Source organism: Stenotrophomonas sp. YJH_SMC_122 (genome assembly GCF_059369535.1).
Map to the genome: position 1 here is coordinate 164002 of NZ_JCAFST010000010.1, position 25400 is coordinate 189401.

Below are 25400 nucleotides of genomic sequence, written 5' to 3' on the forward strand. Positions count from 1 at the left end.
ATCCGCCGCCAGCGCTCCCTATCTGCTCAATCGCTCACTTGCGCGCGCGCCCGTATTGCCCGTGCACATCCTGCTTGATCCAATCAGCCAGCAGGCGCAGATAGCCGTCGGTGATCCGCGTCAACACGCGGTTGCCCTCGGCATCGGTGCGGAACTCGACCATGCCGTGATCGGTATCCGGGAACAGGTACGTCTCGATCGGCTGCCCCGACGCGCGCAGGCGCGACAGGATGCTGCGGGTGGCCGCAATCGGTGCGGCCCGGTCCTGTTCGGCCAGCACCCACAGCAACGGCACCTTCAGTCGCCGCAGCGCGGCCTCGGCGTCGTAGTCCCAGATCAGCTCCAGGTTGTCGAAGCGCGCGCGACCGATCCGGCGCAGGTCGGCGTCGCTCATGCGCAGCATGTCACCGCTGTATTCGCCGTTGATCGTCTTCGCCCATGGCGCGTCACCGATCTCCGCACGCACCTTGGCCAGCGCCTCGAAACCTTCACTGAAATGCGTGCGCATCAGCTGCGCCGTGGCGTCCGACAGCTGGCCGACCTGCTTCATGGCCGTCGCATCCAGTTGCAGGCGCTGCGCCTCGTCGAACAACTGCTCGCGGTCCTCCTCGATGGGCGACACCACCAGCCCGAACCCGATCGCCACGAAATCCGCCTGCGAGCGTGTCGCCGCCAATGGCGCGATCCAACCGCCCTGGCTGCCGCCGAAGTAGCCGGCACGGCCGAAGCGGCCTTTCGCCAGTTCACGTGCCTTCGCCAGCGCCGCCGCCGCATCGTCAGCCAACAGCTCGAAGTTCTGCGTGTACTCGCCTTCCGAATCGCCGGTGCCACGCTTCTGGTAGGCGAACACCGAAATGCCCTGGGCCACCAGCATGCGCTGGTAGATCGCCGCCACCGCCATCGTGCGTTCCGAGCCGTGCACCAGCACCACCAACGGCCGCTTGGGGTCGGCCGGGCCGGCCGGTTCGATCAACTGCCCGACCAGCTTGGTCCCCGCACTGATGAAAGTTGCATCGGTATCACGGGTCGGCAGGCGCTGCCAGCGCTGCGTGGCCCCCGCAGGCGACCTGAAGCTGACCACGTCGCCGCTGCAGCTCACCGGTGCGTTGGCATCGCCGGTGGCGCCACGTCGCCCGTCCAGCATCAGATAACGCTGCCCCGTGGCCGGCACGGCAGCGGGTGCGCCCAGCACCACGATGCTGCCCTGGCCGTCACCGTAGGCACTGGCCGTGCATAAGTCGGCGGCTGCTGCCGGAAGACCTGAACACACCAGCACCGCGCTCAACAACGAACGACTCTTCCACCCTTCCATGCCCGTCCCCATTGCAGTGAACCCGCGTCGCGCAGGCGCCGGGCGCAGCCTAGCGCGTTCGTTCGCCAGATTCATGCTGCAACCGCTCGCCGTCGCCCTCTTCCATGGCCATACTGGAAGGACGATACGGACTTCAGAGCGCCATGCACCCACACTTGGAACACATCGGCACCACCCGCATCCTGCGCGTCGACCCGCAGGGGCCGATGCTCGATGCCGGCGCCCTACGCGACCTGGTCGGCGATGCCCTTGGGCACCAGGCCGAGTGGATTGCCGTGCCGGTGCAACGCCTTTCGGCGGACTTCTTCGAGCTGCGCTCCGGCATGGCCGGGCAGTGGCTGCAGATGCTGGTGAACTACCGCCTGCGCTTCGCCGTACTGGGCGACGTCAGCGCCTACCGCGCACAAAGCGCGTCGCTGGATGCATGGATCACCGAGTGCAACCGCGGCCGCAACGGCTGCTTTGTCGCCGATTGGGACGCACTGTTGGCACGTCTTCCCGTGTCGGCCAGCTAGCGCGCCGTCCAGCCCCCATCCACCGGCAGCGCCGTGCCGGTGATCTGTGCCGCCGCGTCCGAAGCCAGGAACACCACCATCTCGCCCAGTTGCTCGGGCGTCACGAACTGCAGCGAAGGCTGCTTCTCGGCCAGCAGCGCGCGGGCGGCGGACTCCTGATCCGTGCCTTCCTTCTCCGCCAACGCGGTGATCTGCTGCTCGACCAGCGCCGTTCGCACCCAGCCCGGGCAGATGGCATTGGCGGTGATGCCGGTGCCCGCATTCTCCAGCGCGGTCACCTTGGTGAAGCCCACCACGCCATGCTTGGCCGCCACATAGGCCGACTTGTTCACCGAGCCCACCAGGCCGTGTACCGACGCGATGCTGATGATGCGACCAGCGCCCTGCTGCTTCATATGAGGCAAGGCCGCCGCCGTTGCATGGAACACCGCCGACAGGTTCAGCGCCAGGATCGCATCCCACTTCTCGACCGGGAATTCCTCGATCGATGCGGTGTGCTGGATGCCCGCGTTGTTCACCAGGATATCGATGCGCCCCATCGTCGCCACAACGTGGTCGATCATCCCGCGCACCGCTGCACCCCGCGACAGATCGGCGCCATCATGCGTCACCCGTACGCTGAACTCGGTTTCCAACCGGGAACGAATTTTTCTGATTTCCGCCGCGTCGCCGAAGCCATTCAGCACGATGTCGGCACCTTGCCGCGCCAGCGCGGTGGCGATGCCAAGACCGATACCGCTGGTGGAGCCGGTGACCACCGCAACCTTTCCAGAGAACATGGGCGAGCTTCCATCGGGCGTAGGTGGTCAGTGTAGCTTCACCGGTGCCCCCTTTAAGCGACGCTACCTTGGTCAATCAACGGTTAGAACGCGTTGGGCATCCGCCGAGGGAAGTGTCCAGCGTTCATTCAAAACGGACGGTACACCTCAGAGGGGGCGCAGCCGTGGCCTGCTGGCGATACTGTCCGACTCCCACAAGCGCAATGCATCCATGCTTTGCCCGGCGGATCGAACACGTCCGAAAATAGCTTCTGCGGCCGTTCTACTCCCCCCACCTCCAACCGGGCGGAGCGCCTTTCATCCAGCAGATAAGGACAAGGACCAACACTACGGCCCACGTGTAGAGCTGAAACGCGATGGGCTCGCGAAATGGAGAGAACAGAAACGGACCTGCCAGCAGCAGGCCGAATGCGACTGCGTACACAAGCCAGCCCTGCCACGCGCACGGCATCCCCCAACCCCATCCGTACATTTTCCTGGTAAACCAGTACTTCCTGCTGATCATTGCAATCTTCCTCGATGGCCGCCGGTCTCACGTACCTGATCCATGCATGCTTTGAGCTGTTCGTGAAGACGTCGGTCTAGAATCAAGTCAGTATCCCCTCTGGCTTTAACGAGAACAGAGCTACGCTCCGTGCGCAGCACGAAGACGTTGCGACCGCTGTGCATGCGGAACTTGCCAAGCTCAACGCCACCGGTGCTCGTTCCAAGTTGCCGGTGAGGCAGCGTGATCCTTGAAGCATCGGAAGCGTCCTGCCACGAGACACTGGAAAGCGGGAGCTGCAGTCGGACAAACGCTGCTGACCCAATCAGCTGGCCATCTGTAACGGCGATGTACGCTGTCCGCGCTTGATATACGAGGCCAAAGGCAACTACGGCAACAACGGCCAGCGCCGAGCCGAGCGCAATATTCCTGGCTGGCACCCCGCCAGAGCGGGGTGCCAGCCATACTGCGATCAGAACCACGGCTGCTGCCACGCATATGCCGAGAGGAAGCGCATAGGCATGAATCAGGGAGACGTCCAGCGTGGATCGGCACATCATCATGAACTACTCCGCAGAGATTGACCGCATGCCGTAAACGTAAGTCGCTTCGACAATCGTCTCAAATGCATCTTCTTCATAGGTGACAAGGCCGACGTTTCGCATCGCGCGCAGGAACGAGCGAACCTCGTTCTTTATTACGAGTTTTGCGTGTTCGTCGTAAAGGCCGGGGGCTCCCAGGATGGAAGCTGCACGATGTGCAACGTCGCAACTGTCGCAGATGTCACCGTCCAGCCGACTCAGCTGGCCGTTGAACACATGATTGTATGACGGTATCTGGGTCTCGTTTCCGGCAACCACTACCTGGTTCACAACGGCAACCATGGTGAATGCAGCCACGGCTACGGTCACACCAACAATGGCGTCAACAGCCGCAACCACAATCACAGCCGCGCCAACAACCGCTTGACCAGGGGCTGTCCGCAGAAGCTCCGCCACACTGGCGAGGGCCGCGAGGTCTGCCGTTGTAGGAGGCTTGTCAGTAGCTTTGATGAAAGCGAGTACCGATTCGGCATCGGGAGACTCGTCCCCAGAAAGCTCCATCACGCCGCGGATCATGTCTATATTGCTCTGGAGTGCGTGCTGCATCTTCATGGTGAGCACGTCTTCCTTTGGACGCGCCAACGCACCAGATGCCTGGAGATAGTTCAACATTTGCGTATAGTCACGACGTTTGGCCGCGTCTTGTACATCCCTATCCGACAGAGCAACCAGCAGAGCCAGAGATGGTGCGTTCAGTGTCTCTTTGCTGGTGTCGAACCCAAGCGCGGAAAGATATCGACCAGGATTGGTGTTGAAGAGCGAACGCTTCTTCTCGTCAGAAAACATATCGACAGCAGCGGCACTCAACTTTGACCAGTGATCCCAGCCGGCTGCAGGCATGCCGCTACGCGAGAGTGGAAGAAGCATTCGTGTTGCGTTGACATCCGTGCCGCCGGTAAGGCTCGCAGGTGTGCCGAACACCCTCTTGTCGCCCGCGGCAGCCGCCGCCCCGGAAATTGATGCAGCAGCACTGGCCGCGAGTGTGGACTGGATGAACTTCCGCCGCTTCATTTGAACGCTCCTTGTTGCCGGGAAAGGGTGTCTACTGCCTTACCGAGTGCGTGGCGACTCATTACCTCTGGAATGAACTTCTGGTAATCCGATTCAAGTCTTGCGCGCACTTCACTGTTCTTGTGAAGCACTGCGCAGTCGTGGCACATGTGCACCGATCCATTCAGTAGTTCATCGGCTTTCTCTTCGCCCATCACGCGCCTGATGATCTCCGCAGGGCCGTCCACTCTGATCCAGAACTTGAGGAAATCGTCCGTTTGAGAGAGATAGGCGTTGCTGACGCCATCCTCGAGACGCCCAACTTTCATCTCTGGGATGTGCTCAAGTGTCAGTCCACAACAGGCAGCGACTTCCTTGTAGGGCGTGACAACGATGTTGTCATGAATCTGGTGGCACGGGGCTATTCGCAGGTGCTGTGGAACCGTATTCTCTCGCTTGACCTGATCGCTTTTGAACTCCATCCAGCTGTTTGACTGCAGTTGCAAGCCCTTCTTCAGAAGCATCCGTATTGTCGAATCCTCGGCGAAGGTCGCCATTGTTCGACCGTCTTCCGTGTCTGCCTCCACCGTCACGAGAACGTGCAGCCCCGCAGTGAGGCCGGCCTCGGCAGCATTGACCACGGAAGAATGAGGTACCCACTCCTGATGATCTTTGCCGGAGCTGATATTGAGTTCTTTCAATCCTGCGGTTGAAAGCTTTTCAGCCCAACGCTTCGCGGTGGATCGGGTCTTCGCCCAGGAGCCATTCGATACCATCCGCGTGCCGAGCCCTAGCGATGTCGCTTCGGCTATCACACTGATCAAATCGTCTTTGAGAAGTGTCGCCTCGCCGCCGGTGAAGACGATGACAGACAGCGAGGGGAAGGAGCCTTTGGCATCATGAAGCGCTGTGATCATCTCATCGCGACTGAGCCTTCCTTTGACCGTCGGGCTCGACTCGAAACAGCACTGAACGCATGCCGCAGTGCAGCGATAGGTTGTGATAAACGTCAGCGTCCTGGGCGATAGCACCTGGGTAGCGCATAAATCCATTTTTGCTTCTCCATGTTACTGGCAAGGGCCAGTCCGGGCCGCCTGTGGACACTACGGCGGGTCCAAACAGCAGATCCACCATAAGTGATATTTCGGAAGATTAAAACCCCGCAGATCTTCGATTGCATATTTGACGTGAGAACGCCTACGGGCGCTCATGGCCCGACAGCCTCATTACTTCTGGGCTTTAAGCCAACGTGCGAGATCGCTGATCATTACCGGGTCCACGTTTCCGGGCTGCATGTATTCTTGGGGGGAAGCCGGGCCATTACCTGCAATGCCGAGGTGGTTGAGTGCGGAATACTCTCTCAGTTGCACTTCCTGCTGCCCCTCCAGCGATTCGTTCCACATGCGCCAGTCAATCGCTGTTACCTGAAAATCGCGGCCACCATGCAATAGAAGCAATGGTTTCCGGAGTGACCTGGCGTCGCCGCGCGCGTCAACTGCTTCGATGCTCTTCCAGAAGGATTGGGGTGCACCCAGCGGGAGCTTGCTGGCCTCAACTTCCTGATCACCCAAAGCAGCCGCGATTTGTGTATCCAGCATGGCCAGCTGCTCTTCCGCTTTTGGCCCAAGCTGCCCGTCTACCGAAAGGAGGCGGCGGGTCTGCTCTGGAATAATCTGCAACAGGCTTCGCGCGGGTGCGGCCCATAGGACTACCCCTCTCACTTCAGGTGATCGCTGGGCGATGCGCGGCGCCAGCATCGCGCCTTGGCTATGGCCCAGCACAAATAGACGCTTGCCATCTATGCTTCGATCAGCGCCCAACGCCGTGAGCGCGGCAACCGCATCGTCGGTTGTTTCATCATCAATGCTGAAGTCGCCATTAAGATCCTGGGGGCGCGCACGGCTTCGCTTGTCGTATCGAAGTACTGCGATACCCTGCGCGGCGAGACCGCGCGCGACGTCCAGGAAGGGCCGATTGGGTCCAACGGTTTCGTCACGATCCTGCGGTCCTGAGCCATGCACCAGCACAACGGCGGGAAATGGGCCTTCTCCTTTGGGAAGCGATAGCGTGCCTGGAAGCGCACCGCGTGCCTGTGGAACGACGAAATCGATCTCATGGTAGCTGGCATTGGCCGGGGCCGGCGCCGCTTGTTCGGGCGCGGCGGGCCGCAACATTAACCCGGCGACTTTCTCCTGTTTGTCGACCACCACTTGTGCAACAAATCGACCGTTGCTGAACTGCAATGGCACCAACACCAGCTGCATGCCTTCATGAGTGCTGATCGCTGCCAGGCCACGACTCTTCAAAGTCCCCAATGAGTTCCACAGGGTGCTGAGAGATTCCGCCGGCACCGCTTCGGCCATTTGTGGAGTGAACATTGCTTCGGCTTCAGCGATGCGCCCAGCCTCCAGGTGATCGAGCAAGCGGGCTACGACTTGCTCAGGCTCTGCTGCGACCGCTGAATGAACAAGCATCGTTAGCGACAAGATCAACATCCCAATGCGCTACTTCAATGTTATAGCTCCATCTTGACGCTGCCCAACAGAGGTAGTCAGCGTCGACGTGATAGCGCTCACCAACCCAGTTCTGGCGGATTCGTTGAGTCGAGGCAGCGCATACGCAGTTCATCCTGAATGACGCCATCATGGATGCATGCGGGTACGGAGGTCAACGTGTGCTAGAGGTGGCTGCGATTCTTGGTTGGAGATGGGTCGCAAGCAAGCGGGGATATTCGTCTAGAGCGCGCTACGAACTTTGAAGCAGATATACCCCTCGCTGACACAGGCCGGCTTCACAGCCTGACCGGTCACATGCTGGACCTTCCGAGCCAGAGTGCCAACCTGCGCGCGCTCCTGCTCATTCGCCAGCACGGGCAATATATGGCCGAGCGTGTCCACGGCAATGTGAAACTTGCTTCCATTCTTGCGTTTATTGTCGTCATAGCCTGCGCGCGGGCCACCCCCGCACGTCGATTGCGCAACAAACGCCCATTTCTCATCGATCACATCGGTCGAACAGGGGCTGCGCGCTGTGATGCCATTGCAGTGACACTGTTCATACCGAACTTCAAACACGCTCTAGAAGATGACGCTTGCCCGATCAACGGTCGCCAGCGGATTGGCCTTCCGCACCGCCTCAAGGAACAGCAGGAAATCCCGATTGAACAGCGTCAGGTTGTTGGTGAACGTCACGCACTTTCTGCCCGATGCTTTGCTGAAGCACACCTGCCAGACATAGCGCCCGTAGATCCTGTCAGACGTTCGTGTGACTGAGGTGATCTGCGAGAGCGGAACCGCCGTGGGCACCGGTCCCCGCCGCAGGTAGAAAGCTTCCGTATCAAAGAAGTAGTGCTCCCGATCCTCTTTCCCATCCACCATCACCAAGGTCATGGACCTGCCGGAAATCCGGCGCGGGGGATGCAAATGCAGCCCCGATTTCACGGACGAGCGAGCAGTTGCCGACATTCGCCGAAGGATGAGCCAAAGGATCACCAACGGAAGCGCCGCAACGACAATGAAGCCTACAGTCTTCAAAACAGTTTCCAGCGTGCTGGGCACACAGATCTCCAGGATGAACTTTCAGGCGATACCCAAGTAGATCCACGTCACGCGTGGATGGCTCTCCCTCAACGCCTTTTCACTTCCAGTGATCCGGCCCCAGGAACGGCAGGCTCAACACAAACACCGGAACCGCCACAGGGATCAGCGCCGCGCCGAGCACCTTGCCCGCCGCCGAACCCACACCCGGCTTGTCCTCCCTCTCCGGCAGGATCCGCTGCGCCCGCGCATTGATCGGCTGTGCCAGCTTCCCCTTCTCCGCCAGTGCTGCAGCATCCGGCAACTGCACCTGCTCGCCGTCGCCCTCGAACAGCGCGCTGTAATAGCTGCCGCCCTTCCTTGAAAGATTGCAGGCCCGGTCAAACGCCAGCGCGTAGCGGGTCCGGTCCATCGGCAGGTAGTAGCGCGCCCGCTCCTCCACGGCCTTGGCCTCACGCGGGGCGACCTCAATCCGCTCCAGCTTGAACTGCGCGGCCTGTTCCGGCGTCACCTGCTCCGGCCGCAGCAGCAGCGCATAGCTGCCGTGCACCTTGGCCTTGTTGGCCGGGTCGCGCCAATCCTCATGGAAGTACATCTGCGCGCAGGCCAGCGCCTCGCGCAGCGGGCTGTCCATCAGCGCCCGGTACTCGCGGAACGGTGCAGCATTGAAGCGCATCGGCTCGTCATAGCGCGGCAGCAGGTACAACTGGCCGTCGTCGGCCACGAACGCACTGGTGATCTCGCGGCTTGAAACGTGCTCCTCCGGGCCACTGGCACAGCCAGACAGCAAGCCAAGGCACAGGGCGGAGAGAATGAAGAGGGGCGTTCGCATGTCGTGTTCGAGGGCTTGCTTGGGAAAACGGCCCCGCCCGGAGGGACGAGGCAAGCCCTTCATGGTGCCATGGCGGCCCCGCCCTGCCCAATCGAACGACTGGAGATCGAACGCCTTCGGGCGGCTCGCGCTGATCAGCCGCGACCAGGGCCGCGTACAGCACGCGCGCGCTCCGGCAGGATGATCGCGCGGGTCCCGCGTGCTATATTGAGTCGGCCTGAGCATCCATTTTCTGTGACGTCCTTGGATTGAGCCAGGACCGAGCGCGACAGGTATATCCCCGTTCGGCCTATCCGTAGCACTGGGGATTATCCACTCACCAGCGCGCCAGATTGATCCTTGGTTGGCGAAGTTGGCCAGCGCTACGGGCCGTGCGTCCTGGCCAAGGGCCAGGTCAGCCACCCGGCAGGCCTTTGAAGAAGCGCCGCGACATAAGCCGCATTTCCAGCATGCCGATTACGGCATCCGTGGGTCGCCGCCCCCTTCAGCCGTGCCGGCGCAGTCGGCATCGCGATTGCCGCCATGTCTGTCGCAATCGCCAAACACTTTGCCCCGCTACTGGGGAACCGATGAAGAAGAAAGCCCACTCTTGAGAGGAGAGCGCGTAAATGAACGCTGATGATGTGAAGTCAATACCGATGATGGACCCGCTCGCGAACCGGCACACCGGTGGATCGAGTGCATCCAGACGCACCATCTACGTAGATCTTGATGGCGTAATGGCCGACTTCGACGCGGCATTTCCCGCCCTGTTTGGCCTGGACCATCGCTTGCTTACCGACGATGAAATGTGGGGGCACATCAACAACCACCCGTCGTTCTTCCGCGACCTACCGCCGATGCACGGTGCAGTGGAGTTCTTCCACAGCATCCACCACTTGAACCCGGTGATTCTCACTGCCTGCCCGAAATCGAACTATCCACTCGCTGCGATGCAGAAGCGGCAGTGGGTCCGCGAACACCTGTCAGCAACCTGCCTGGTGTTGCCTGTGCTCGGCGGCAGGCACAAGCCTCTCTTCATGCACCAGCCGGGCGATGTTCTGATCGACGATTTCGAAGCGAACTGTGATGCCTGGACAGCGGCCGGAGGCGTGGCGATCAGGCACGCCGGCGATTGGACCGCGACGCGTCACGCCCTTTCCCGGATTGAAAATCTGTCAGGAGCAGCGCTCGCGAAGGGCTGATGCCCTCTCTGCCGACCACGCTGGCACTTCCACAGACAGGCCGAGGTGCTGGCCCCTCGGCCCACAAGGCTGGCAGCCTGCTGTGCAGACCCCGCCTTACTTCAACCGCTCCACCAACCGCTGCCCCACCTCCAGCGCCGACGCCGGGTTCTGCCCGGTAATCAGCTCGCGGTCCACCACCACATGCCCGGTCCACGGTGTGGTGTTACTGCTGAACTTCGCACCCGCCCGCTGCAGCGCGGTCTGCGGGTAGAACTTCATCTCACCGCCGCCCAGCATCGGCTTGGCCTGCTCTTCTTCCTGGTTGCTGATCACCGTCATCTGGTAGCCGCGGTAGATCCACTTCGGCGTGGCCGGCGTCGCACCCGCCTCCAGCTGTGCCACGAAACCTGCCGCATCCGGCAGCGTGGACAGCAGCGCGATCGGCCCGTGGCAGACCAGTGCGGTGGTCTTGTTGCGCTGGTGGAAGTCGGCCAGCAGCCGGCCCAGCGCCGGGCTCTTCAGCAGGTCCTGCATCGGTGCGTGGCCACCGGGAATGTAGACCGCGTCGAAACGCCCGTAGCCCTGCTGCTCGACGCGCGCCAGGCTGACCACCGGCGAGGCGGTCGGCGAGGTCAGCGCCAGCTTCTCCAGCAGGTCCTTGTGCAGCGTCAGCTGCGCGGCATCATTGCCGAAGTACGCCGGCGTCACCGAGGACGCATCCACCGTCGGCGCCCGCCCCTGCGGCGTGGCGAAGGTCACCTCGTGGCCCGCGTCCAGCAGCAGCTTGACCGGCTGCATCAACTCGTTGAGATAGAAGCCGGTGGACAGCACCTTGCCGTCCTTCAGGTCCAGGTGGTTTTCGTCGGACAGCACCACCAGCACGTTGGCGGCATGCGCACCGCTGGCGGCCAAGGTCAGGGCCAGCGCTGCGGCCAGCCGGGTCATCAGGTTCATTGGGAGCTCCTATTGGGAATGGCGGCCACTTTATTCACCGCCCCAGCGGCGATAAATTGGCCCCATCGCAAAACATCTGTTCCCCGGAGAGCCAAATGAGCCGTAAGTTCGACTACCTGGGCGATGTAGAGGTGTTCCTGGCGGTGGTCGAGCACGGCTCGTTCACCGCCGGCGCGGTGGCGCTGTCCACCACGCCCTCGGTGCTGAGCCGCGCGGTCACCCGCCTGGAAGCGCGGCTGGGCCGGCAGCTGCTGCAGCGGACCACCCGCCGCGTGGGCCTGACCGACGCCGGGCGGCTCTATCTGGAACAGGTGCGCACCGCCTTCGGGCTGCTGGACGACGCCGAGCGCGACGTACTGGCCCAGGACGGTGCGCTGGCCGGCCGCGTGCGCCTGAGCGTGCCCACCACCTATGGCCACTACCGGCTGCCGCCCGTGCTGGCGCGCTTTGCGCAGCAGTACCCGCAGGTGCAGGTGGAACTGAACATCACCAACCGCAACGTGGACCTGGTGGCCGAAGGCTTCGACCTGGCCATCCGCCTGGGCCAGCTGCCGGACAGCGGGCTGGTGGGGCGGAAGCTGGAGGATGCGCCTTTGGTGCTGGTGGCTTCGCCGGACTACCTGCAGCGCCGCGGCACGCCGCAGACGCTGGACGACCTGCAGCAGCACCTGTGCCTGCCGTTCGTGATGCCGCGCACCGGGCGGCTCGCGCCGTGGATCTTCCGCGACGGCGGGCGTGACGTGGACTGGCTGCCGCGTTCGTCCATCGAGACTTCCGACGATGTGCTGGGCGTGGTGTCGCTGGCCGAACAAGGGATCGGCATCTGCCAGAGCTATGAGTTCATCGTGCGCGAGCGGTTGCAGCGTGGGCAGCTGGTAGAAGTGCTGCCGCAGCTGCGAGGGCGGTCAAGGCCGTTCTCGGTGATCTATGCGCCGCATCGACGGCAGTCGGCGGCGGCAAGGGCGATGATTGAGTTGCTGGTGGGGAATACGGCCGAGGATCGCGTTAGTTGAAGCTGCGAGGCTGGTTAACGGTGTCGTGTTTGAACCGCTTTTCAAGGTGTGCGGTAGATCGGGCTCCGTTGCCTCCCGAGGTGGAGTAAGAACTATTGCAAAGAAGGCCGTCGCGCTATTCGCTTGTGGCATGGGCGATTGCGCCACTTTGATTCGCCATCAGCAGAGCAGCTACGCGAATGCGTCTGCTGGCGTCGCGTGCTGCACGATTGGCGCGTGCAACAATAGTTCTTCGCTCTCGGATTCGGCGATTCGTTCGCGAATTTCTATTGGCATTCGAAGCGGCTACGTAAACACCATGGCGCGCCACCGACAACGGGTGGCAGCGGGCGTCCAAACCCGAGACAGATAGTTGTTTACGCTTGCCCGTCGGCACCGTCCTTAACCGGTGCCGGCGGGCAATCCGTCGGCCTTTATGGCGGGCGGTGCGTGGGGGTCTTCGGACCCGCCGGTTATTGACAACTGTCTGTCCCGGTTTGGAACCCGCACCGTCCGCCACCCCTTCGCGGTGGCGCTGTTAAGCACAGCCACGGAAGCCGACGCCATGAACGAATCCGACACCTTCTCTTCGTACACCGTTGTTGAACCCATCAACGACGACACTCCCCTGCCCGACCTGAACTCCCTGCTCGGCATCCTAAAGCGCATGCGCGGCTGTGAGGCTGCTGATGGGCATCCCTGGCCAGAAACCGATGTGTCACCCGGCCGTCGCGTGAGTCTGGCCAGGAGCGAGCGCGCGATGGTGGGCGCGCTGACGGTGCTCGAGCTGCTACACGCGGCAGACCGCTGCCGGGTGGCTGCTGACCCGGAGCGGCATTTGGATGAGGGGGTTGTGGATGGGTTGTTTCTGGCTTGTAGGGGGTTGGTTGAATGGGGTTGTCATGAGGTGAGGCCGGAATGACCTCCGCTAGGCGCGCGGGTGCCCGTATGTCAGTTTGCAGTCCGAGATGGATGTTTCCAGCTTGTCCTGCCTCGCTCATCCTTCTAAGAGTGACACTCAGAACGGGATCGCATGGATCTTGCACCGCAACGAAGTCGCATTGACGCCCCCCCGGGTACCGCGTCGCCGCTTGCAACACAGTTGAGCTCACGATGTTGGCTGATCGGGATCTTCCTTTGCGAAAGGCGCCGGACAAAGTACTTCACAAGTAATCAGCTCTCCCTGCGATTGAGTCCGCAACTGGTTGGGCAGGAATCGCATCAACATCGAAGCAACCCTTTCCACCACACCTGTGTCAAAAGAGAGGATGCCCAAAGGAACCGGAAAACCGCGGTTGGTGCCAATCGGCGCATGCACAAGCACTGCAACCACGCTACTGGGGATTATTAGCACTTCCAGAGTGGCTGGAAGCTCACAGCGAGAGGGCAGTTCAACCAAGGTTGGAAATGCCCGACGCACGTGAGTCGGCGGCCTTCCGGTAACTAGTCCTATCACGTGGTCACTCTGCAGGCAGCTGTCCGCGCCGCGCAGGCGCCTGCGTAGTTGCTCGAGGACGCTGGGAAGGCCACGTGAGGCGCCCCACAGTGACGATTGCGGCGCAAGCCAAACAGCAGGACCTGCTGGTGGCCCACGGCGCGCCGCATGGTCCATGGCCTCCGCCAGATGACTTATGTTGCTGCTGCCATAGAGCGGCCCGACTAGGCCAATCGTCTGCCGGTCGATGCGGAACTCACCGGCGCGTGCGGCCGTTTCCGCACAGTATCGTGCAACGCTCAATCCGGAGCGCGTGATGAACTCCTTCAAGTAGTCCGGAGCAACTTCGACGAGCAAATCATACGCAGCCGCGGAATCGCCACTGACTGCCTGCTGCTGACGATCAAGGAACGCAGCGACGGCATGAGCCACGGCGGCGCGATCGTCGAGCTCATGCCCGGCCCTCCAGCCATCCAGCATCGGGCTCGCTTCGCTTGGTCGTTTCGCATGAGCAGTGGCGACAAACGGCACGACTGCAGAGAATCGTTCGTCAGGCGTCACTCCGTCGACTGAGTATAGAGACTTTCTTATGCCACCCTCGCGCTCCCGCTTGGCCACCAACTCGACGAAGTGCTTTCGAAACGCATCGGGAACCAACTTCGAAGCATTCGCAACGACCTCGGCGTCTTTCAGTTCCAATTCTGGCAGGGCAAGCTCGAAATCAGGTAGGTACTCGCGTTCTGCCGGAGCAAGGGAGATCAAGTCGAACGCTGCCCGCTCCGTGCACTTCTCCACCTCGTAGATCTGTGGTTTGTCGGAGTCTGCAAACAAATTCCGACCATACTCACTGAGGCGCAACAGCGCCCGCTGGCGCTCAATGTATGCCTTGGCTTCCGCCTCTTTAAGCACAAACGCCATTTCGGGCTCGGAGAATCCGAAGAACTTCTGCGCATCGCGCTCGGATATTGTTTCCACTGAGAATAACAAGCGCAGCAGGAACTCGGTCGTCAATGAAACTTGGCCGACGACGGCCACCTTGTGTCGCACATTGAACTGACGGCAAGGCAGTAACACATCGAACTGCCCAACCACGATGGACAGATCCTCGGGTGCCGGCTTCGCTGCGGTAGCCCTCGCGCCGAGCGTCAGGACAGCACGCTTTCTCTCGGTCATGCGGGGTCTCCCGCCGCGGCGCGCGATTTCGCGAAGCGCTTTGACCGGATATTCCGCCCCTGTTCGGCAATCTCTGAAACCGCGACGACACGTGCACTGCCGTTTGTCTGTTCCACGTCAAAGGCCTCGATTAACGCGTTCATGCGTCCACCGTCTGGCCAACGATCCTTCGCTCCTACAATCACCAGGCGATCCATGCCCCGGCTGACGGCGACATTGAGCCGATTCTTGCGCCCAAGGAAGCCGGGGCGGATTCCTGGCCTGCCGTCCGACAATCTCTGCTCTGCATTGTTCCTCACCAGTGAAACGATCACAATCCGGTTCTCCTTACCCTGATAGCTGTCGATCGTGTCAACCTTGAGCGATCGCCTTAGCTCATCTGGAAGATTGGCGCTATTAAGCCGTTTTCGCACCAAATCGCGCTGACCGGAATACGCGCAGATTATGCCAATGGCTTGATCGCCGGGTTCACGCGACTTCAACCAAGCGAGAAATTTCTCATGCATGGCCCACTGGTGCAGCAACGATACAATCGCATCTGCCTCGATCGGATTAATTAGACTCCCTCGGCGAGAGTCGTCCTCACGCTGAAAAGCCTTCGCTCCAGACGAGTCGGTCTCCAACCAAAGTAGCGGCGCACCAAGGCTTTGCGGCCAGACATCATCGGCTACAACTGATAGCCCTCGACCATGCTTCAGTGCCTTGGAGTAGAAGCCTGCCGAGACGACGCGACCAATAGGTGGGAGCATGCGGTACTGCGTATCCAGTCGCGCGGACGCTTGCTTTCCATACGGCGATAGGAATGCCCGCTCGAAGTCGCTACGCATAATCTCGTCGCGAGACATTCCCAGTTCGTCCGCAAGAGACTTCACCACCTCAGGCAGGTGTGACGGCTCGAGTTGCGCGTGATCGCCCACAAGAACGACCCATTTACCGGCCTGGATGGGTACCGCTAATTCGCTGGCAGTGCATCGTGCGGCTTCGTCGACGATGACCAGATCAAATGTAGTTTTGGTTAGCCCAAGCGCTGTGCGCCCCAACCCCACGCACGTCCCCGCCACTACCTGCCTAGTACCGGCTAAGAATGTCTCGAAGCTCCGTTGCCAAGTCGACACGCTGCCAACAATGTCACGCCCCAACTGGACGACATGGCGGAGCTTCTCGACCTTCGCTGCTTGCCGTCTTCCGGTAGCGCCTAGCAGGGCTGCAAGGGTCACTTCTTCTAGATCCTCGATCTCGACTCCAAGCAACGGTATCGTCGCCTGGCGCGAGGTCATCAGTTGCTCGATTGTTTCCAAAAGCGAGTCCGCTCGTGGACCAATAGCTTGGGACTCGCCCGCCAACTCCTGTAGCCTAATAATGACGGGCATCACACTGTCTTCGAACCAGAGTACGGAATCGGCCAGCGTCGAATCTAAACCAATGGCCTTGGCGGCTATTCGCATCCGCTCCCGGAAAGTGGCGGCGAAGCGATCCTTGTAGGCAACTTCCGCCTTCGCGGCATGGAAGGGGCGCAAAGGCTCGGAGACGACGCCTTCATGCCCAACGCGAATCAAGCTTACCGAGTCCCGTTGATCTCCCAGCAGACGTAGGACCGCCTCGGCAGCAGTATTGACAGCTTCATGTGACTGGCTCGCCAGCAGAACGTTCCGTGCGAGACCATGCGTCAAAGCGTAGTGCACTAGGGCACCGATAAACTTGGTCTTTCCCGTTCCCGGAGGACCCTGTAGCAGGCCAAGCGGACGACACGTAGCCAAACGGGCGAAAGCGCTTGCCTGAGTATCGTTTAGGCCATAGTGCGCCTTCACAAGCTCTTCGTCGACGGCATGCGGCGAGAAGCTTGGACTCTTTGTCTGAGTGGGATCGAAGTAATCGATTAGCGTTGGAAGCGCAGCGCCGCCCCCGACCAGCCTAATGGTGGCATCTGATCGGCGCTCACGACTGGTGTTCTCGTATCGACTCTGAAAGCGGAGTGTCGATCCGTCGGCGACGAGCGGGCCTCTCGCCGCGTCGAGACGCGATTCAATCGCGATGAAAACGTCCGACGAACTTGCGATATCCAGCACCCCGATCCGGACAACCCTTGAAGATTCCACTCGCTCAACCACGACGGTGTCATTGCGATCAAACCCGAACTCGCCAACGGTCATCTGGATGGGGACAACATGACGCCCAGCTTCGCGGCGATACGAGCTCTCCCCGACAGCGAAGGCTTCCGAGATTAGCTCAGATTCACGTTCTACCAAACGTCGCCATAGGCGACGAATCTCCAATCCCGTTGGGAGCGACCTCTCAAGCTGCGCCTCTTCAGCTAGCTCGTCTTTGGCGCGCTCGTGCGAATGCACGGTACCCGACTCTCCGTCGCCAGCGTCGGACTCAACAGGCGGCCCTGCCAGCGCCGCTCGGACTTCTGGATGGTCCAGAACCTGGACGATCTCTCCAAGGTGCAAGGTGTCTCCTGTCACCCGAATCTGACCAGAAAAACTAGCCCTTTCATGGCGCTTCGCGCGAGCTATTTGACCCTGTGAAACAGCTGACCTCTTCGCATGTTTTGGGACGTCCCTTTCATCGAGACGGACTTCTAGCTGTTCGTTAGCCCCGCGGATAACCAACTGCCGAGAGAAGCGGCTAACCCAGTAGTGACCTTCGTCCGCCAACAGGATACCCGGGACTGCGTCAGGCAAACCGATGGTAATCGACAGACCGCCGTCATTCGGCACCGGCGGAGTCAGCAGCGTCGCGAGCGCATCCGCAAGTGGCGAGAGGGAACCGTTGGCAGGAGGACCTTCTCGACATCGGTCGATGGCCGAAGCGAGACTTGCTTGCTGCGAATGCAGCAACGAGCCGTTTGGAAATAGCTCCTCAACCAGCTTCGTTACGGCAAAACGGTCTCGCTCGAAACGTCCGCCGAATGGAGGCGAGTATTGTGTATTAGCTCGATCACCGTCGGTTGCAGGCGAGAAGTCCAACAGATCAATGAGGACTGGCCGCCAAGTGATCGCCCCGTCCACTTCATCTTGACACAAATGGATATTCTCGGGCTTCAAATCGCCATGTGCGACCAGCCTGCCATGCATACGCTCGACAACATCCGTTAGTGCCTGCGCAAAGGCCACGGCACTGGGCGCTCCCCCATCCAAGCCACCACTGGCCAGGACGGCTGCCAAGCTCGATGCAGTCACGAACTCTTGCACTAACGCGATGGCATCGCCTGTCCAGTAAGCCCCCAGCAGCCGTGCGGTCCCGGGAATCGGCGCCTCGACCAACTCCTTCGCCTGTTGCAAAAAAGACAGAATCCGCGACGCCTCGGCAGCGAGGTCGCCAATCCCCGAGGCTTTCCACAACTTAACCACCACACTGCGCCCTTCAACGTTTGAGCGCCAAACGTCAACTCGGTCGTCCTCCGCAAGCATCTCATCCACTGGAAAGCTTCTGGCAAGTTGCAGCTGCGATTTGAACTGCCGAAAATGCTCAAGACCTTCGACCGTGCTCTGTCGATCGGGCAAAGATGCCAATGCCGCATTGAATGCCTCCAACATCTCTGCCGCGTGAGCGAAGCGCTCGGTGGCATCGAGATCAAGAGAGCGGGAAAACCAGGGGTGAAGGTGCGAGTGGTTGCCGTCCGCGTCCACCGCGGGATTCCATTCAGCCGGCTCTCCCTCAGGAGCGGACCCGAACAAAAGCATATGCGCTGCACAGGCCAGAGAATAGATATCTTTGCGCAGCGCGATTACTGGAACGCCCAAGATCTCCTCAGGCGAGCTGCCGCTGGAGAGAAACTGGTAACGAGTCTGGCCTAGAGTCTTAACTTGTGGATACGACGCAGCCATCAGGTGCGAGAACTTTGCGGTAGTGGGCATCTCAAGCCATATGCTGTGTGGCCCGATATCCAAATGCGCCGCTTGAAGGTCGTGCATTGTCTTGGCTGCGGCAAGCACTTGCCGCGTCAGCTCCAGGCGCTCCTGTACGGTTAGGCGCGACAACTCGGTGCCACAAAAGTCCGATAGTCGCCTCATATGCCGGCGGCGCTCGTAAACCTCCCAGTACTGAGTACCACGCTCCTGATCCTCGGAACGTTGCTTGAGTATTGCCTGGCCGCATTTCGCGCTTCGGTCGTCAAGCCAAGCAATTACTTCTTTCTCACGCCCAGCAATCAATGCTCTTCCTTCCTCGGTCTGAAAGCGGGGCTCAGCCTTGCTGAAGTCCCAGCGACGCAAGAATCCGGAGGAATTAGGAACACCTACCTCTGCCACATCGAACTCGTAGAACAGCTCGCCAGGATGCGCGAATGTTGGACTATCGCCATTGGCGCGAAAGCCGCCATAAGACCGTGAAGCGGCTCTAAAATTCTCGTTGGACGCATTGAAGAAGCGCCTAAAGCGCTTGATCCACTCTGGCTTCGTGTAGTCTTCGCCCCGAACTGAAACCGAGCCCAACTGCGCATCTCGCTCTTTAGGATTGCGCAGCATTTTCATGAACTGATCAATTCCGAAGACTCGAGAAATCTCAGCAGCGGCAATACCAGTTCGGTCGACGGTGCGGGTCAGCACTACTGCCGCGTCAACCAGCGGATACGGCAGCTTCGTGCCGACACCCTCCCTCCGAGATTGTTCCGCTAGGAACGCCTTCAGCAAGGTAGATACTGAGCGAGTGTGCTCGCCCAACTTCTGAACGGGTGATCTCCCACAATCCTTGGTGCCGTTGAACCAACTGGCATCGCGACTGCTGATCGGACCTTTCCAGTCCTTGAGATCTATCAGCAGCACTCTGTCATCCAGGATCATGATCAGATCAATCTCTCGCAACCCCTTCCCAGGAATGGCGAGGTCGAGATTGCTAAAAGCCAACCAGTTGTCGGGAAGCGCACGCAACTTTTCGAGACCATCAACCTCCCGTTGGTGGACTCCACGACCGCAATTTACGATATTCATGAGTTACTCCTTCAACTGTTACGCGCGCAAAATCCGATGGCGCCCCAACCATCCTACCAACTCCAGACCGTGACAAAGCGGTAGTGCAGCAGCCTGAGAACGGAGTAGTAGGTAACCAAAGCAGATACTGAGCTGCCCACCACCACATACCCCGGACCTAATGGGCTACGCAAGCGACAGCTATAGCCTACGTCAAGCGCCCTGCATCCATCACCCCTATCACGAATTGAGCTGGCAGCGCAATTGGCGTCGTCTTTGCTACCTGCCGCACGAATTCCCTCAATGGGCTTCCCAATCATCGACCGTACCTAGTGTCTACCTTCGGCTAGATGCGGACCTTGATAAGGATCTGATTTGAATCGAGCCCCACAGTGGGCGTGCATGCAAACGATTACTAGGCATCACACGAACTGGCAGCCCCAGTATTCTAGTCATCGCATTTAGCCCCCCCCCCTGAAGGGGATGCCCCACCGCACGCCCGATCATGAGGCGCGAAAGTTGATCCCAGATGGCGAAATTCAATTACAAACTCCAACAACAAGGGCGCCTCTCGGCGCCCTCGTTCTTTCAACTCATTCCCACTCAATGGTCGCCGGCGGCTTCCCCGAGATGTCATAAACCACCCGCGACACCCCCCGCAACTCGTTGATGATCCGGTTGCTCACCGTCCCCAGGAACTCATACGGCAGATGCGCCCAGTGCGCCGTCATGAAGTCAATCGTCTCCACGGCCCGCAGCGCAATCACCCACTCATAAGCGCGCGCATCACCCACCACGCCCACCGACTTCACCGGCAGGAACACGGCAAACGCCTGGCTGGTCTTGTCGTACAGATCCGCCTTGCGCAGCTCATCAATGAAGATGGCATCGGCCCTGGCCAGCAGCTCGGCGTATTCGCGCTTCACTTCACCCAGGATACGCACGCCCAGGCCCGGGCCCGGGAACGGATGGCGGTAGACCATGGTGCGCGGCAGGCCCAGTTCAACGCCCAGGCGGCGCACTTCGTCCTTGAACAGCTCGCGCAGCGGCTCCACCAGGCCCAGCTTCATGTGTTCCGGCAGGCCGCCCACGTTGTGGTGGCTCTTGATCACATGCGCCTTGCCGGTCTTGCTGCCGGCCGACTCGATCACGTCCGGGTAGATGGTGCCCTGCGCCAGCCACTTGGCGTTCTTCAGCTTGTTCGACTCTTCATCGAAGATCTCAACGAACAGGTTGCCGATGATCTTGCGCTTGGCTTCCGGGTCGCTCACGCCTTCCAGCGCGGCGAAGTAACGGTCGGCGGCATTCACGCGAACGACCTTTACGCCCATGTGCTCGGCGAACATCGCCATCACCTGGTCGCCTTCCTGCCAGCGCAGCAGGCCGGTATCCACGAATACGCAGGTCAGCTTCTCGCCGATGGCCTTGTGCAGCAGCGCGGCCACCACGGACGAATCGACGCCGCCGGACAGGCCCAGGATCACTTCGTCATCGCCCACCTGTTCGCGCACACGGGCGATCTGGTCGTCGATGATGTTGGCGGCGGTCCACAGGGTCTGGCAGCCGCACACGTCCACCACGAAGCGGCGCAACAGCGCCTGGCCCTGCAGGGTGTGGGTCACTTCCGGGTGGAACTGCACGCCGTACCAGCGCTTTTCTTCGTTGGCCATGGCGGCCACCGGAATGCGGTCGGTGGTAGCGGTGATGGTGAAGCCCGGCGGTGCAACGGAGACGTGGTCGCCGTGACTCATCCAGACATTCAGCTTCGGCTCGCCGCCGTGGTCGCTCAGGCCCTTGAACAGTGCATCGGGGTTGATCACGTTCACTTCGGCGTGGCCGAACTCGCGCTGGTCAGCGGCTTCGGTGGCACCGCCCAGCTGGGCAGCAAGGGTCTGCATGCCGTAGCAGATGCCGAAGATCGGCAGGCCGCTGTCGAACACTTCCTGCGGCGCGGCCGGGGCACCCGGCAGCGTGGTCGATTCCGGGCCACCGGACAGGATGATGCCCTTGGCGCCAAACGCCGCGATCTCGGCCGGGTTGTGGTCCCACGCCCAGATTTCGCAGTAGACGCCCAGCTCGCGGATGCGGCGGGCGATCAGCTGCGTGTACTGCGCGCCGAAATCGAGGATGAGGATCTTGTCGTTATGGATGTTGGTCATGGTGCCGTTCCAGTGGTGTTTTTCGCAGCGCCCGGCGCTTCAAGGCTCTGCGTCAGCGTGGCGATGAACGCCTCGCGTTGTTGAATATGTGAGGGGTCTTCCTCGTCCCAGCGCAGCATCAGCAGGCTGTGCGGTGCGTTGGGGTTGGCGCGGTCGGCGCGCGGCAGTTCGGCGATTTCCTGCACTTCGGTGCCGGGCACGATGCGCCGTTGAAAGGCGTGCATCGGGTAACCGGAATCCACGGCGTTGCCCCAGAACGCGGACTGCGCGCTCATCCGTTTCGGCTCCAGCGGCCCCAGCTCGGCGGTGACCACAGGATCTTCAAGCCTGTCACCCAGATCGGTAACGCACCGCAGGATGACCTGCAGCGGGCGCTCGCCGGTGCCTTTCAACAGCCAGCGCTGTTCGCCAGCGGCCTGCACCTGCCAGCCCTTCGGCAGCGAGAATGCGTTCTGGCAGGCCTGCACGTCCTGCAATTGCGAAACCGCCGCGCCCGGAGACCCGGAGCGCGGCGGCGGTTCGGACAACGAACAGCCTGCCATCAGCAGGCTGCCCGTGATCGCAAGAGCAGTTCGCAAGCGCATCAGGCGCGGTAGTTCGGCGGCTCTTTGGTGATCGTCACGTCGTGGACGTGGCTCTCACGCTGCCCGGCGCCGCTGATCTTCACGAACTTGGGCTTGCTGCGCATCTCGTCGATGGTGGCGCAGCCCACGTAGCCCATGGTGGCGCGCAGGCCGCCCATCAGCTGGTGGATGATGCCGCCCACCGGGCCGCGGTACGGCACGCGGCCTTCGATGCCTTCCGGCACCAGCTTGTCGGCGGTGGCGGCGTCCTGGAAGTAGCGGTCCTTCGACCCCTTCTCCATCGCAGCCAGCGAACCCATGCCGCGGTAGCTCTTGTACGAACGGCCCTGGTACAGCTCGGTCTCGCCCGGCGATTCCTCGGTACCGGCCAGCAGGCCACCGACCATGATGGTCGAGGCACCGGCGGCCAGCGCCTTGCCGATGTCGCCCGAGTAGCGGATGCCACCGTCGGCGATCAGCGGGATGCGGTCCTGCAGGGCTTCGGCCACCAGGTCGATGGCGGTGACCTGCGGCACGCCGACGCCGGCGACGACGCGGGTGGTGCAGATCGAGCCCGGGCCGATGCCCACCTTCACTGCGTCCGCGCCGCTGTCCAGCAGCGCCAGTGCGGCTTCGCCGGTGCAGATGTTGCCACCGATGACCTGCACGTTCGGGAAGTTCTTCTTGACCCAGCTGACGCGGTCCAGCACGCCCTGCGAGTGGCCGTGCGCGGTATCGACCACGATCACGTCCACGCCGGCGGCGACCAGCGCTTCCACGCGGCGATCGGTGTCGCCACCCACGCCGACGGCCGCGCCGACCAGCAGGCGGGTCGACAGATCCTTGGCAGCGTTCGGGAAGTCGGTGTTCTTCTGGATGTCCTTGACGGTGATCAGGCCACGCAGTTCGAACGAATCATTGACCACCAGCACCTTTTCGATGCGGTTGCGGTGCAGCAGCTGCAGCACTTCGTCGGACGCGGCGCCTTCCTTGACCGTGATCAGGCGATCCTTCTTGGTCATGATGTGGCGGACCGGATCGTCCAGCTCGGTCTCGAAGCGCATGTCGCGATGGGTCACGATGCCGGCCAGCTGGCCGTCACTGCCCACCACCGGCACGCCGGAGATGTTGTGCGCCTGGGTCAGGGCGAGCACGTCGCGGATGGTGGTTTCCGGGCCGACGGTGATCGGGTCGCGGATGACACCGGCCTCGAACTTCTTGACCTTGGCCACTTCCGCGGCCTGCTGTTCCAGGCTGAGATTCTTGTGGATGATGCCCATGCCGCCGAGCTGGGCCATGGCGATGGCCAGGCGGGCTTCGGTGACGGTATCCATGGCTGCGGACAGGATCGGAAGCTTCAGCTTCAGGTCTCGGGTCAACCGCGTTTCGAGGTTGACGTCCTTGGGCAGGATGGTCGAGTGGGCGGGGACGAGCGAGACGTCGTCGTAAGTGAGTGCTTCAGCCTGGATGCGCAGCATCGGCATACCCGAGATGTGGGGAAGCGCGACATTTTACCCCTTTTCAGGGGCCAAGAACAGCATTTTTGGTAGCCAGAATTGGAACTTCGCGCGACACAGTGTCGCACCCGCTCACCTGTAGAGCCGAGCCCACGCTCGGCTGCTTTCCGCCAGACCGCGATGAGCCGAGCATAGGCTCGGCTCTACAGCAGGCCCAAGGCCCGGCGCCGCCCTTGGAGGGTGCCAACAGCAGGTCAGCTCAGCGCTTCCGCCGCTTCCAGGGTGTTCTGCATCAGCGTGGCCACGGTCATCGGGCCCACGCCACCCGGCACCGGGGTGATCCAGCTCGCTCGCTGGGCGGCGGCGTCGAACCCAACGTCGCCCACCAGGCGGCCGTCGTCCAACCGATTGATACCGACGTCGATCACCACCGCGCCCGGCTTCACCCACTCGCCCGGCACGATGCCCGGCCGGCCCACCGCCACCACCAGGATGTCGGCATTGCGCACGGCCTGTTCCAGCACGTCCTTGGGGGTGAACTTGTGGCAACTGGTCACGGTGCAGCCGGCAATCAGCAGTTCCAGGCCCATCGGGCGGCCGACGTGGTTGCTCACGCCCACGATGGTGGCGTTGCGGCCGCGCACCGGCTGGTCGGTGTGGCCCAGCAGCGTGGTGATGCCGCGCGGGGTGCAGGGGCGCAGGCCGAACTCGCGCAGGGCCAGGTGGCCGACGTTTTCCGGATGGAAGCCGTCCACGTCCTTGCGCGGGTCGATGCGCTGGATCAGCCGGCGCGCATCGGGGATGCCCGGCAGCGGCAGCTGGATCAGGATGCCGTTGATCTTCGGATCGGCGTTGAGCTGGTCGATCAGCTCGAGCAGCTCGGCCTCGGTGGTGCCAGCCGGCAGATCGTAGTCGTGTGCCTCGATGCCGACCTTCTCGGCGGCACGGCGCTTGTTGCGCACGTACACGGTCGAGGCCGGGTCGCCACCGACCAGCACCACAGCCAGGCCCGGACGGCTGCGACCGGCGGCCACGCGGGCGTCGACGCGCACCTTCAGGCTGTCGAGCAGGTCCTCGGCGATGCGGCGGCCATCAAGGATGCGGGCAGGATGCGGGGAGGCGGAATCGGTCATCGGGAGCGGGCGTGGGGCGGCGGGGACGCTATTGTCCCTGATTCAGGCCCCCTCGCCCACCGCCGGCTTCGGCGACCTCCCACCTGCCTGGTAGTGCCGGCCGCTGGCCGGCAACCCCATGACGCCGGAACGTTTCCGTATCTGCCGGCCAGCGGCCGGCACGACCAACCGCCGGCTTCGGCAATTCCCCACACGGCAGTGCCGGCCGCTGGCCGGCAACCTCATGACGTCGGAACGTTTCCGTATCTGCCGGCCAGCGGCCGGCACGACCAACCGCCGGCTTCGGCAATTCCCCACACGGTAGTGCCGGCCGCTGGCCGGCAACCTCATGACGCCGGAACGTTTCCGTATCTGCCGGCCAGCGGCCGGCACTACCAACCGCCGGCTTCGGCAATTCCCCACACGGTA

19 protein-coding genes are annotated in these 25400 nt (G+C 61.7%); 4 read left to right on the forward strand and 15 right to left on the reverse strand.

Features of this window, described 5'->3' with window-relative positions; translation table 11 throughout:
- Positions 1–34 precede the first annotated feature (34 nt).
- Entirely contained in the window at positions 35–1312 is a 1278-nt protein-coding gene (locus tag AC5P66_RS14620) for an alpha/beta hydrolase family protein (protein ID WP_495216452.1), read from the reverse strand.
- 143 nt (positions 1313–1455) lie between these two features.
- Between AC5P66_RS14620 and AC5P66_RS14625 the strand changes: the two genes are divergently transcribed.
- Complete coding sequence (locus AC5P66_RS14625) at positions 1456–1827, forward strand: DUF4180 domain-containing protein (protein ID WP_448140975.1); 372 nt, start codon at positions 1456–1458, stop codon at positions 1825–1827.
- On the opposite strand, the gene AC5P66_RS14630 is transcribed toward AC5P66_RS14625, so the two are convergent.
- The 7 genes from AC5P66_RS14630 to AC5P66_RS14660 all read right to left on the reverse strand — a co-directional run bounded on the left by AC5P66_RS14630 (position 1824) and on the right by AC5P66_RS14660 (position 9050).
- Positions 1824–2606 carry a 3-hydroxybutyrate dehydrogenase gene (locus tag AC5P66_RS14630; protein ID WP_495216453.1) on the reverse strand — a complete coding sequence of 261 codons (783 nt, stop codon included), beginning with the start codon at positions 2604–2606 and terminating at the stop codon, positions 1824–1826. The two genes, AC5P66_RS14625 and AC5P66_RS14630, sit on opposite strands and share 4 nt — an antisense overlap.
- Positions 2607–3107: 501 nt before the next feature.
- Complete coding sequence (locus tag AC5P66_RS14635; protein ID WP_495216454.1) at positions 3108–3653, reverse strand: hypothetical protein; 546 nt, start codon at positions 3651–3653, stop codon at positions 3108–3110.
- A gap of 3 nt (positions 3654–3656) precedes the next feature.
- Positions 3657–4703, reverse strand: coding sequence for a hypothetical protein (locus AC5P66_RS14640; RefSeq protein WP_495216455.1), 1047 nt, complete (start codon positions 4701–4703; stop codon positions 3657–3659).
- Positions 4700–5734, reverse strand: coding sequence for a radical SAM protein (locus AC5P66_RS14645; protein WP_032129299.1), 1035 nt, complete (start codon positions 5732–5734; stop codon positions 4700–4702). Before AC5P66_RS14645 ends, AC5P66_RS14640 begins: the two co-directional genes overlap by 4 nt.
- A 174-nt stretch (positions 5735–5908) precedes the next feature.
- Entirely contained in the window at positions 5909–7177 is a 1269-nt protein-coding gene (locus AC5P66_RS14650) for an alpha/beta hydrolase (RefSeq protein WP_495216456.1), read from the reverse strand.
- Positions 7178–7759: 582 nt separating this feature from the next.
- Positions 7760–8239 (reverse strand): hypothetical protein, encoded by a 480-nt coding sequence (locus AC5P66_RS14655; protein ID WP_495216457.1) that lies wholly within the window; start codon positions 8237–8239, stop codon positions 7760–7762.
- A 79-nt stretch (positions 8240–8318) separates the two neighbouring features.
- On the reverse strand, positions 8319–9050 hold the full coding sequence (locus AC5P66_RS14660) for a hypothetical protein (RefSeq protein ID WP_495216458.1): 732 nt from the start codon (positions 9048–9050) through the stop codon (positions 8319–8321).
- Positions 9051–9658: 608 nt separating this feature from the next.
- On the opposite strand from AC5P66_RS14660, the gene AC5P66_RS14665 reads away from it, so the two are divergent.
- Entirely contained in the window at positions 9659–10234 is a 576-nt protein-coding gene (locus tag AC5P66_RS14665; RefSeq protein WP_049413876.1) for a 5' nucleotidase, NT5C type, read from the forward strand.
- Positions 10235–10330: 96 nt separating this feature from the next.
- On the opposite strand, the gene AC5P66_RS14670 is transcribed toward AC5P66_RS14665, so the two are convergent.
- On the reverse strand, positions 10331–11170 hold the full coding sequence (locus tag AC5P66_RS14670; RefSeq protein ID WP_495216459.1) for a type 1 glutamine amidotransferase domain-containing protein: 840 nt from the start codon (positions 11168–11170) through the stop codon (positions 10331–10333).
- 95 nt (positions 11171–11265) lie between these two features.
- Between AC5P66_RS14670 and AC5P66_RS14675 the strand changes: the two genes are divergently transcribed.
- Complete coding sequence (locus AC5P66_RS14675; RefSeq protein ID WP_495216460.1) at positions 11266–12183, forward strand: LysR family transcriptional regulator; 918 nt, start codon at positions 11266–11268, stop codon at positions 12181–12183.
- 544 nt (positions 12184–12727) lie between these two features.
- Complete coding sequence (locus tag AC5P66_RS14680; RefSeq protein ID WP_495216461.1) at positions 12728–13084, forward strand: hypothetical protein; 357 nt, start codon at positions 12728–12730, stop codon at positions 13082–13084.
- A gap of 186 nt (positions 13085–13270) precedes the next feature.
- On the opposite strand, the gene AC5P66_RS14685 is transcribed toward AC5P66_RS14680, so the two are convergent.
- The 6 genes from AC5P66_RS14685 to folD form a co-directional block, all read right to left on the reverse strand.
- Complete coding sequence (locus AC5P66_RS14685) at positions 13271–14770, reverse strand: hypothetical protein (protein WP_495216462.1); 1500 nt, start codon at positions 14768–14770, stop codon at positions 13271–13273.
- Entirely contained in the window at positions 14767–19701 is a 4935-nt protein-coding gene (locus AC5P66_RS14690; RefSeq protein WP_495216463.1) for an AAA domain-containing protein, read from the reverse strand. The genes AC5P66_RS14685 and AC5P66_RS14690 overlap by 4 nt, the downstream gene beginning before the upstream one ends.
- Positions 19702–20273: 572 nt before the next feature.
- Complete coding sequence (gene guaA, locus AC5P66_RS14695; RefSeq protein WP_099487874.1) at positions 20274–21839, reverse strand: glutamine-hydrolyzing GMP synthase; 1566 nt, start codon at positions 21837–21839, stop codon at positions 20274–20276.
- Positions 21836–22315: a hypothetical protein gene (locus AC5P66_RS14700; RefSeq protein WP_495216465.1), complete on the reverse strand. Its 480-nt coding sequence runs from the start codon at positions 22313–22315 to the stop codon at positions 21836–21838. Before AC5P66_RS14700 ends, guaA begins: the two co-directional genes overlap by 4 nt.
- A gap of 107 nt (positions 22316–22422) precedes the next feature.
- Positions 22423–23880, reverse strand: a complete 1458-nt coding sequence (gene guaB, locus AC5P66_RS14705; protein WP_032958143.1) for an IMP dehydrogenase — start codon at positions 23878–23880, stop codon at positions 22423–22425.
- Between the two features lie 233 nt (positions 23881–24113).
- The gene (gene folD, locus AC5P66_RS14710) at positions 24114–24992 is read right to left on the reverse strand and encodes a bifunctional methylenetetrahydrofolate dehydrogenase/methenyltetrahydrofolate cyclohydrolase FolD (RefSeq protein WP_495216464.1); all 879 of its coding nucleotides are present in this window, start codon (positions 24990–24992) and stop codon (positions 24114–24116) included.
- Positions 24993–25400: the final 408 nt, after the last annotated feature.

Coding starts and splice junctions, on each gene's coding strand:
- AC5P66_RS14660 (WP_495216458.1), bottom strand. CDS start 9,050: ATGCGAACGCCCCTCTTCATTCTCTCCGCCCTGTGCCTTGGCTTGCTG.
- AC5P66_RS14625 (WP_448140975.1), top strand. CDS start 1,456: ATGCACCCACACTTGGAACACATCGGCACCACCCGCATCCTGCGCGTC.
- guaA (WP_099487874.1), bottom strand. CDS start 21,839: ATGACCAACATCCATAACGACAAGATCCTCATCCTCGATTTCGGCGCG.
- AC5P66_RS14685 (WP_495216462.1), bottom strand. CDS start 14,770: ATGACCGAGAGAAAGCGTGCTGTCCTGACGCTCGGCGCGAGGGCTACC.
- AC5P66_RS14675 (WP_495216460.1), top strand. CDS start 11,266: ATGAGCCGTAAGTTCGACTACCTGGGCGATGTAGAGGTGTTCCTGGCG.
- AC5P66_RS14620 (WP_495216452.1), bottom strand. CDS start 1,312: ATGGAAGGGTGGAAGAGTCGTTCGTTGTTGAGCGCGGTGCTGGTGTGT.
- AC5P66_RS14635 (WP_495216454.1), bottom strand. CDS start 3,653: ATGATGATGTGCCGATCCACGCTGGACGTCTCCCTGATTCATGCCTAT.
- AC5P66_RS14645 (WP_032129299.1), bottom strand. CDS start 5,734: ATGGATTTATGCGCTACCCAGGTGCTATCGCCCAGGACGCTGACGTTT.
- AC5P66_RS14630 (WP_495216453.1), bottom strand. CDS start 2,606: ATGTTCTCTGGAAAGGTTGCGGTGGTCACCGGCTCCACCAGCGGTATC.
- AC5P66_RS14670 (WP_495216459.1), bottom strand. CDS start 11,170: ATGAACCTGATGACCCGGCTGGCCGCAGCGCTGGCCCTGACCTTGGCC.
- AC5P66_RS14650 (WP_495216456.1), bottom strand. CDS start 7,177: ATGTTGATCTTGTCGCTAACGATGCTTGTTCATTCAGCGGTCGCAGCA.
- guaB (WP_032958143.1), bottom strand. CDS start 23,880: ATGCTGCGCATCCAGGCTGAAGCACTCACTTACGACGACGTCTCGCTC.
- folD (WP_495216464.1), bottom strand. CDS start 24,992: ATGACCGATTCCGCCTCCCCGCATCCTGCCCGCATCCTTGATGGCCGC.
- AC5P66_RS14690 (WP_495216463.1), bottom strand. CDS start 19,701: ATGAATATCGTAAATTGCGGTCGTGGAGTCCACCAACGGGAGGTTGAT.
- AC5P66_RS14640 (WP_495216455.1), bottom strand. CDS start 4,703: ATGAAGCGGCGGAAGTTCATCCAGTCCACACTCGCGGCCAGTGCTGCT.
- AC5P66_RS14665 (WP_049413876.1), top strand. CDS start 9,659: ATGAACGCTGATGATGTGAAGTCAATACCGATGATGGACCCGCTCGCG.
- AC5P66_RS14680 (WP_495216461.1), top strand. CDS start 12,728: ATGAACGAATCCGACACCTTCTCTTCGTACACCGTTGTTGAACCCATC.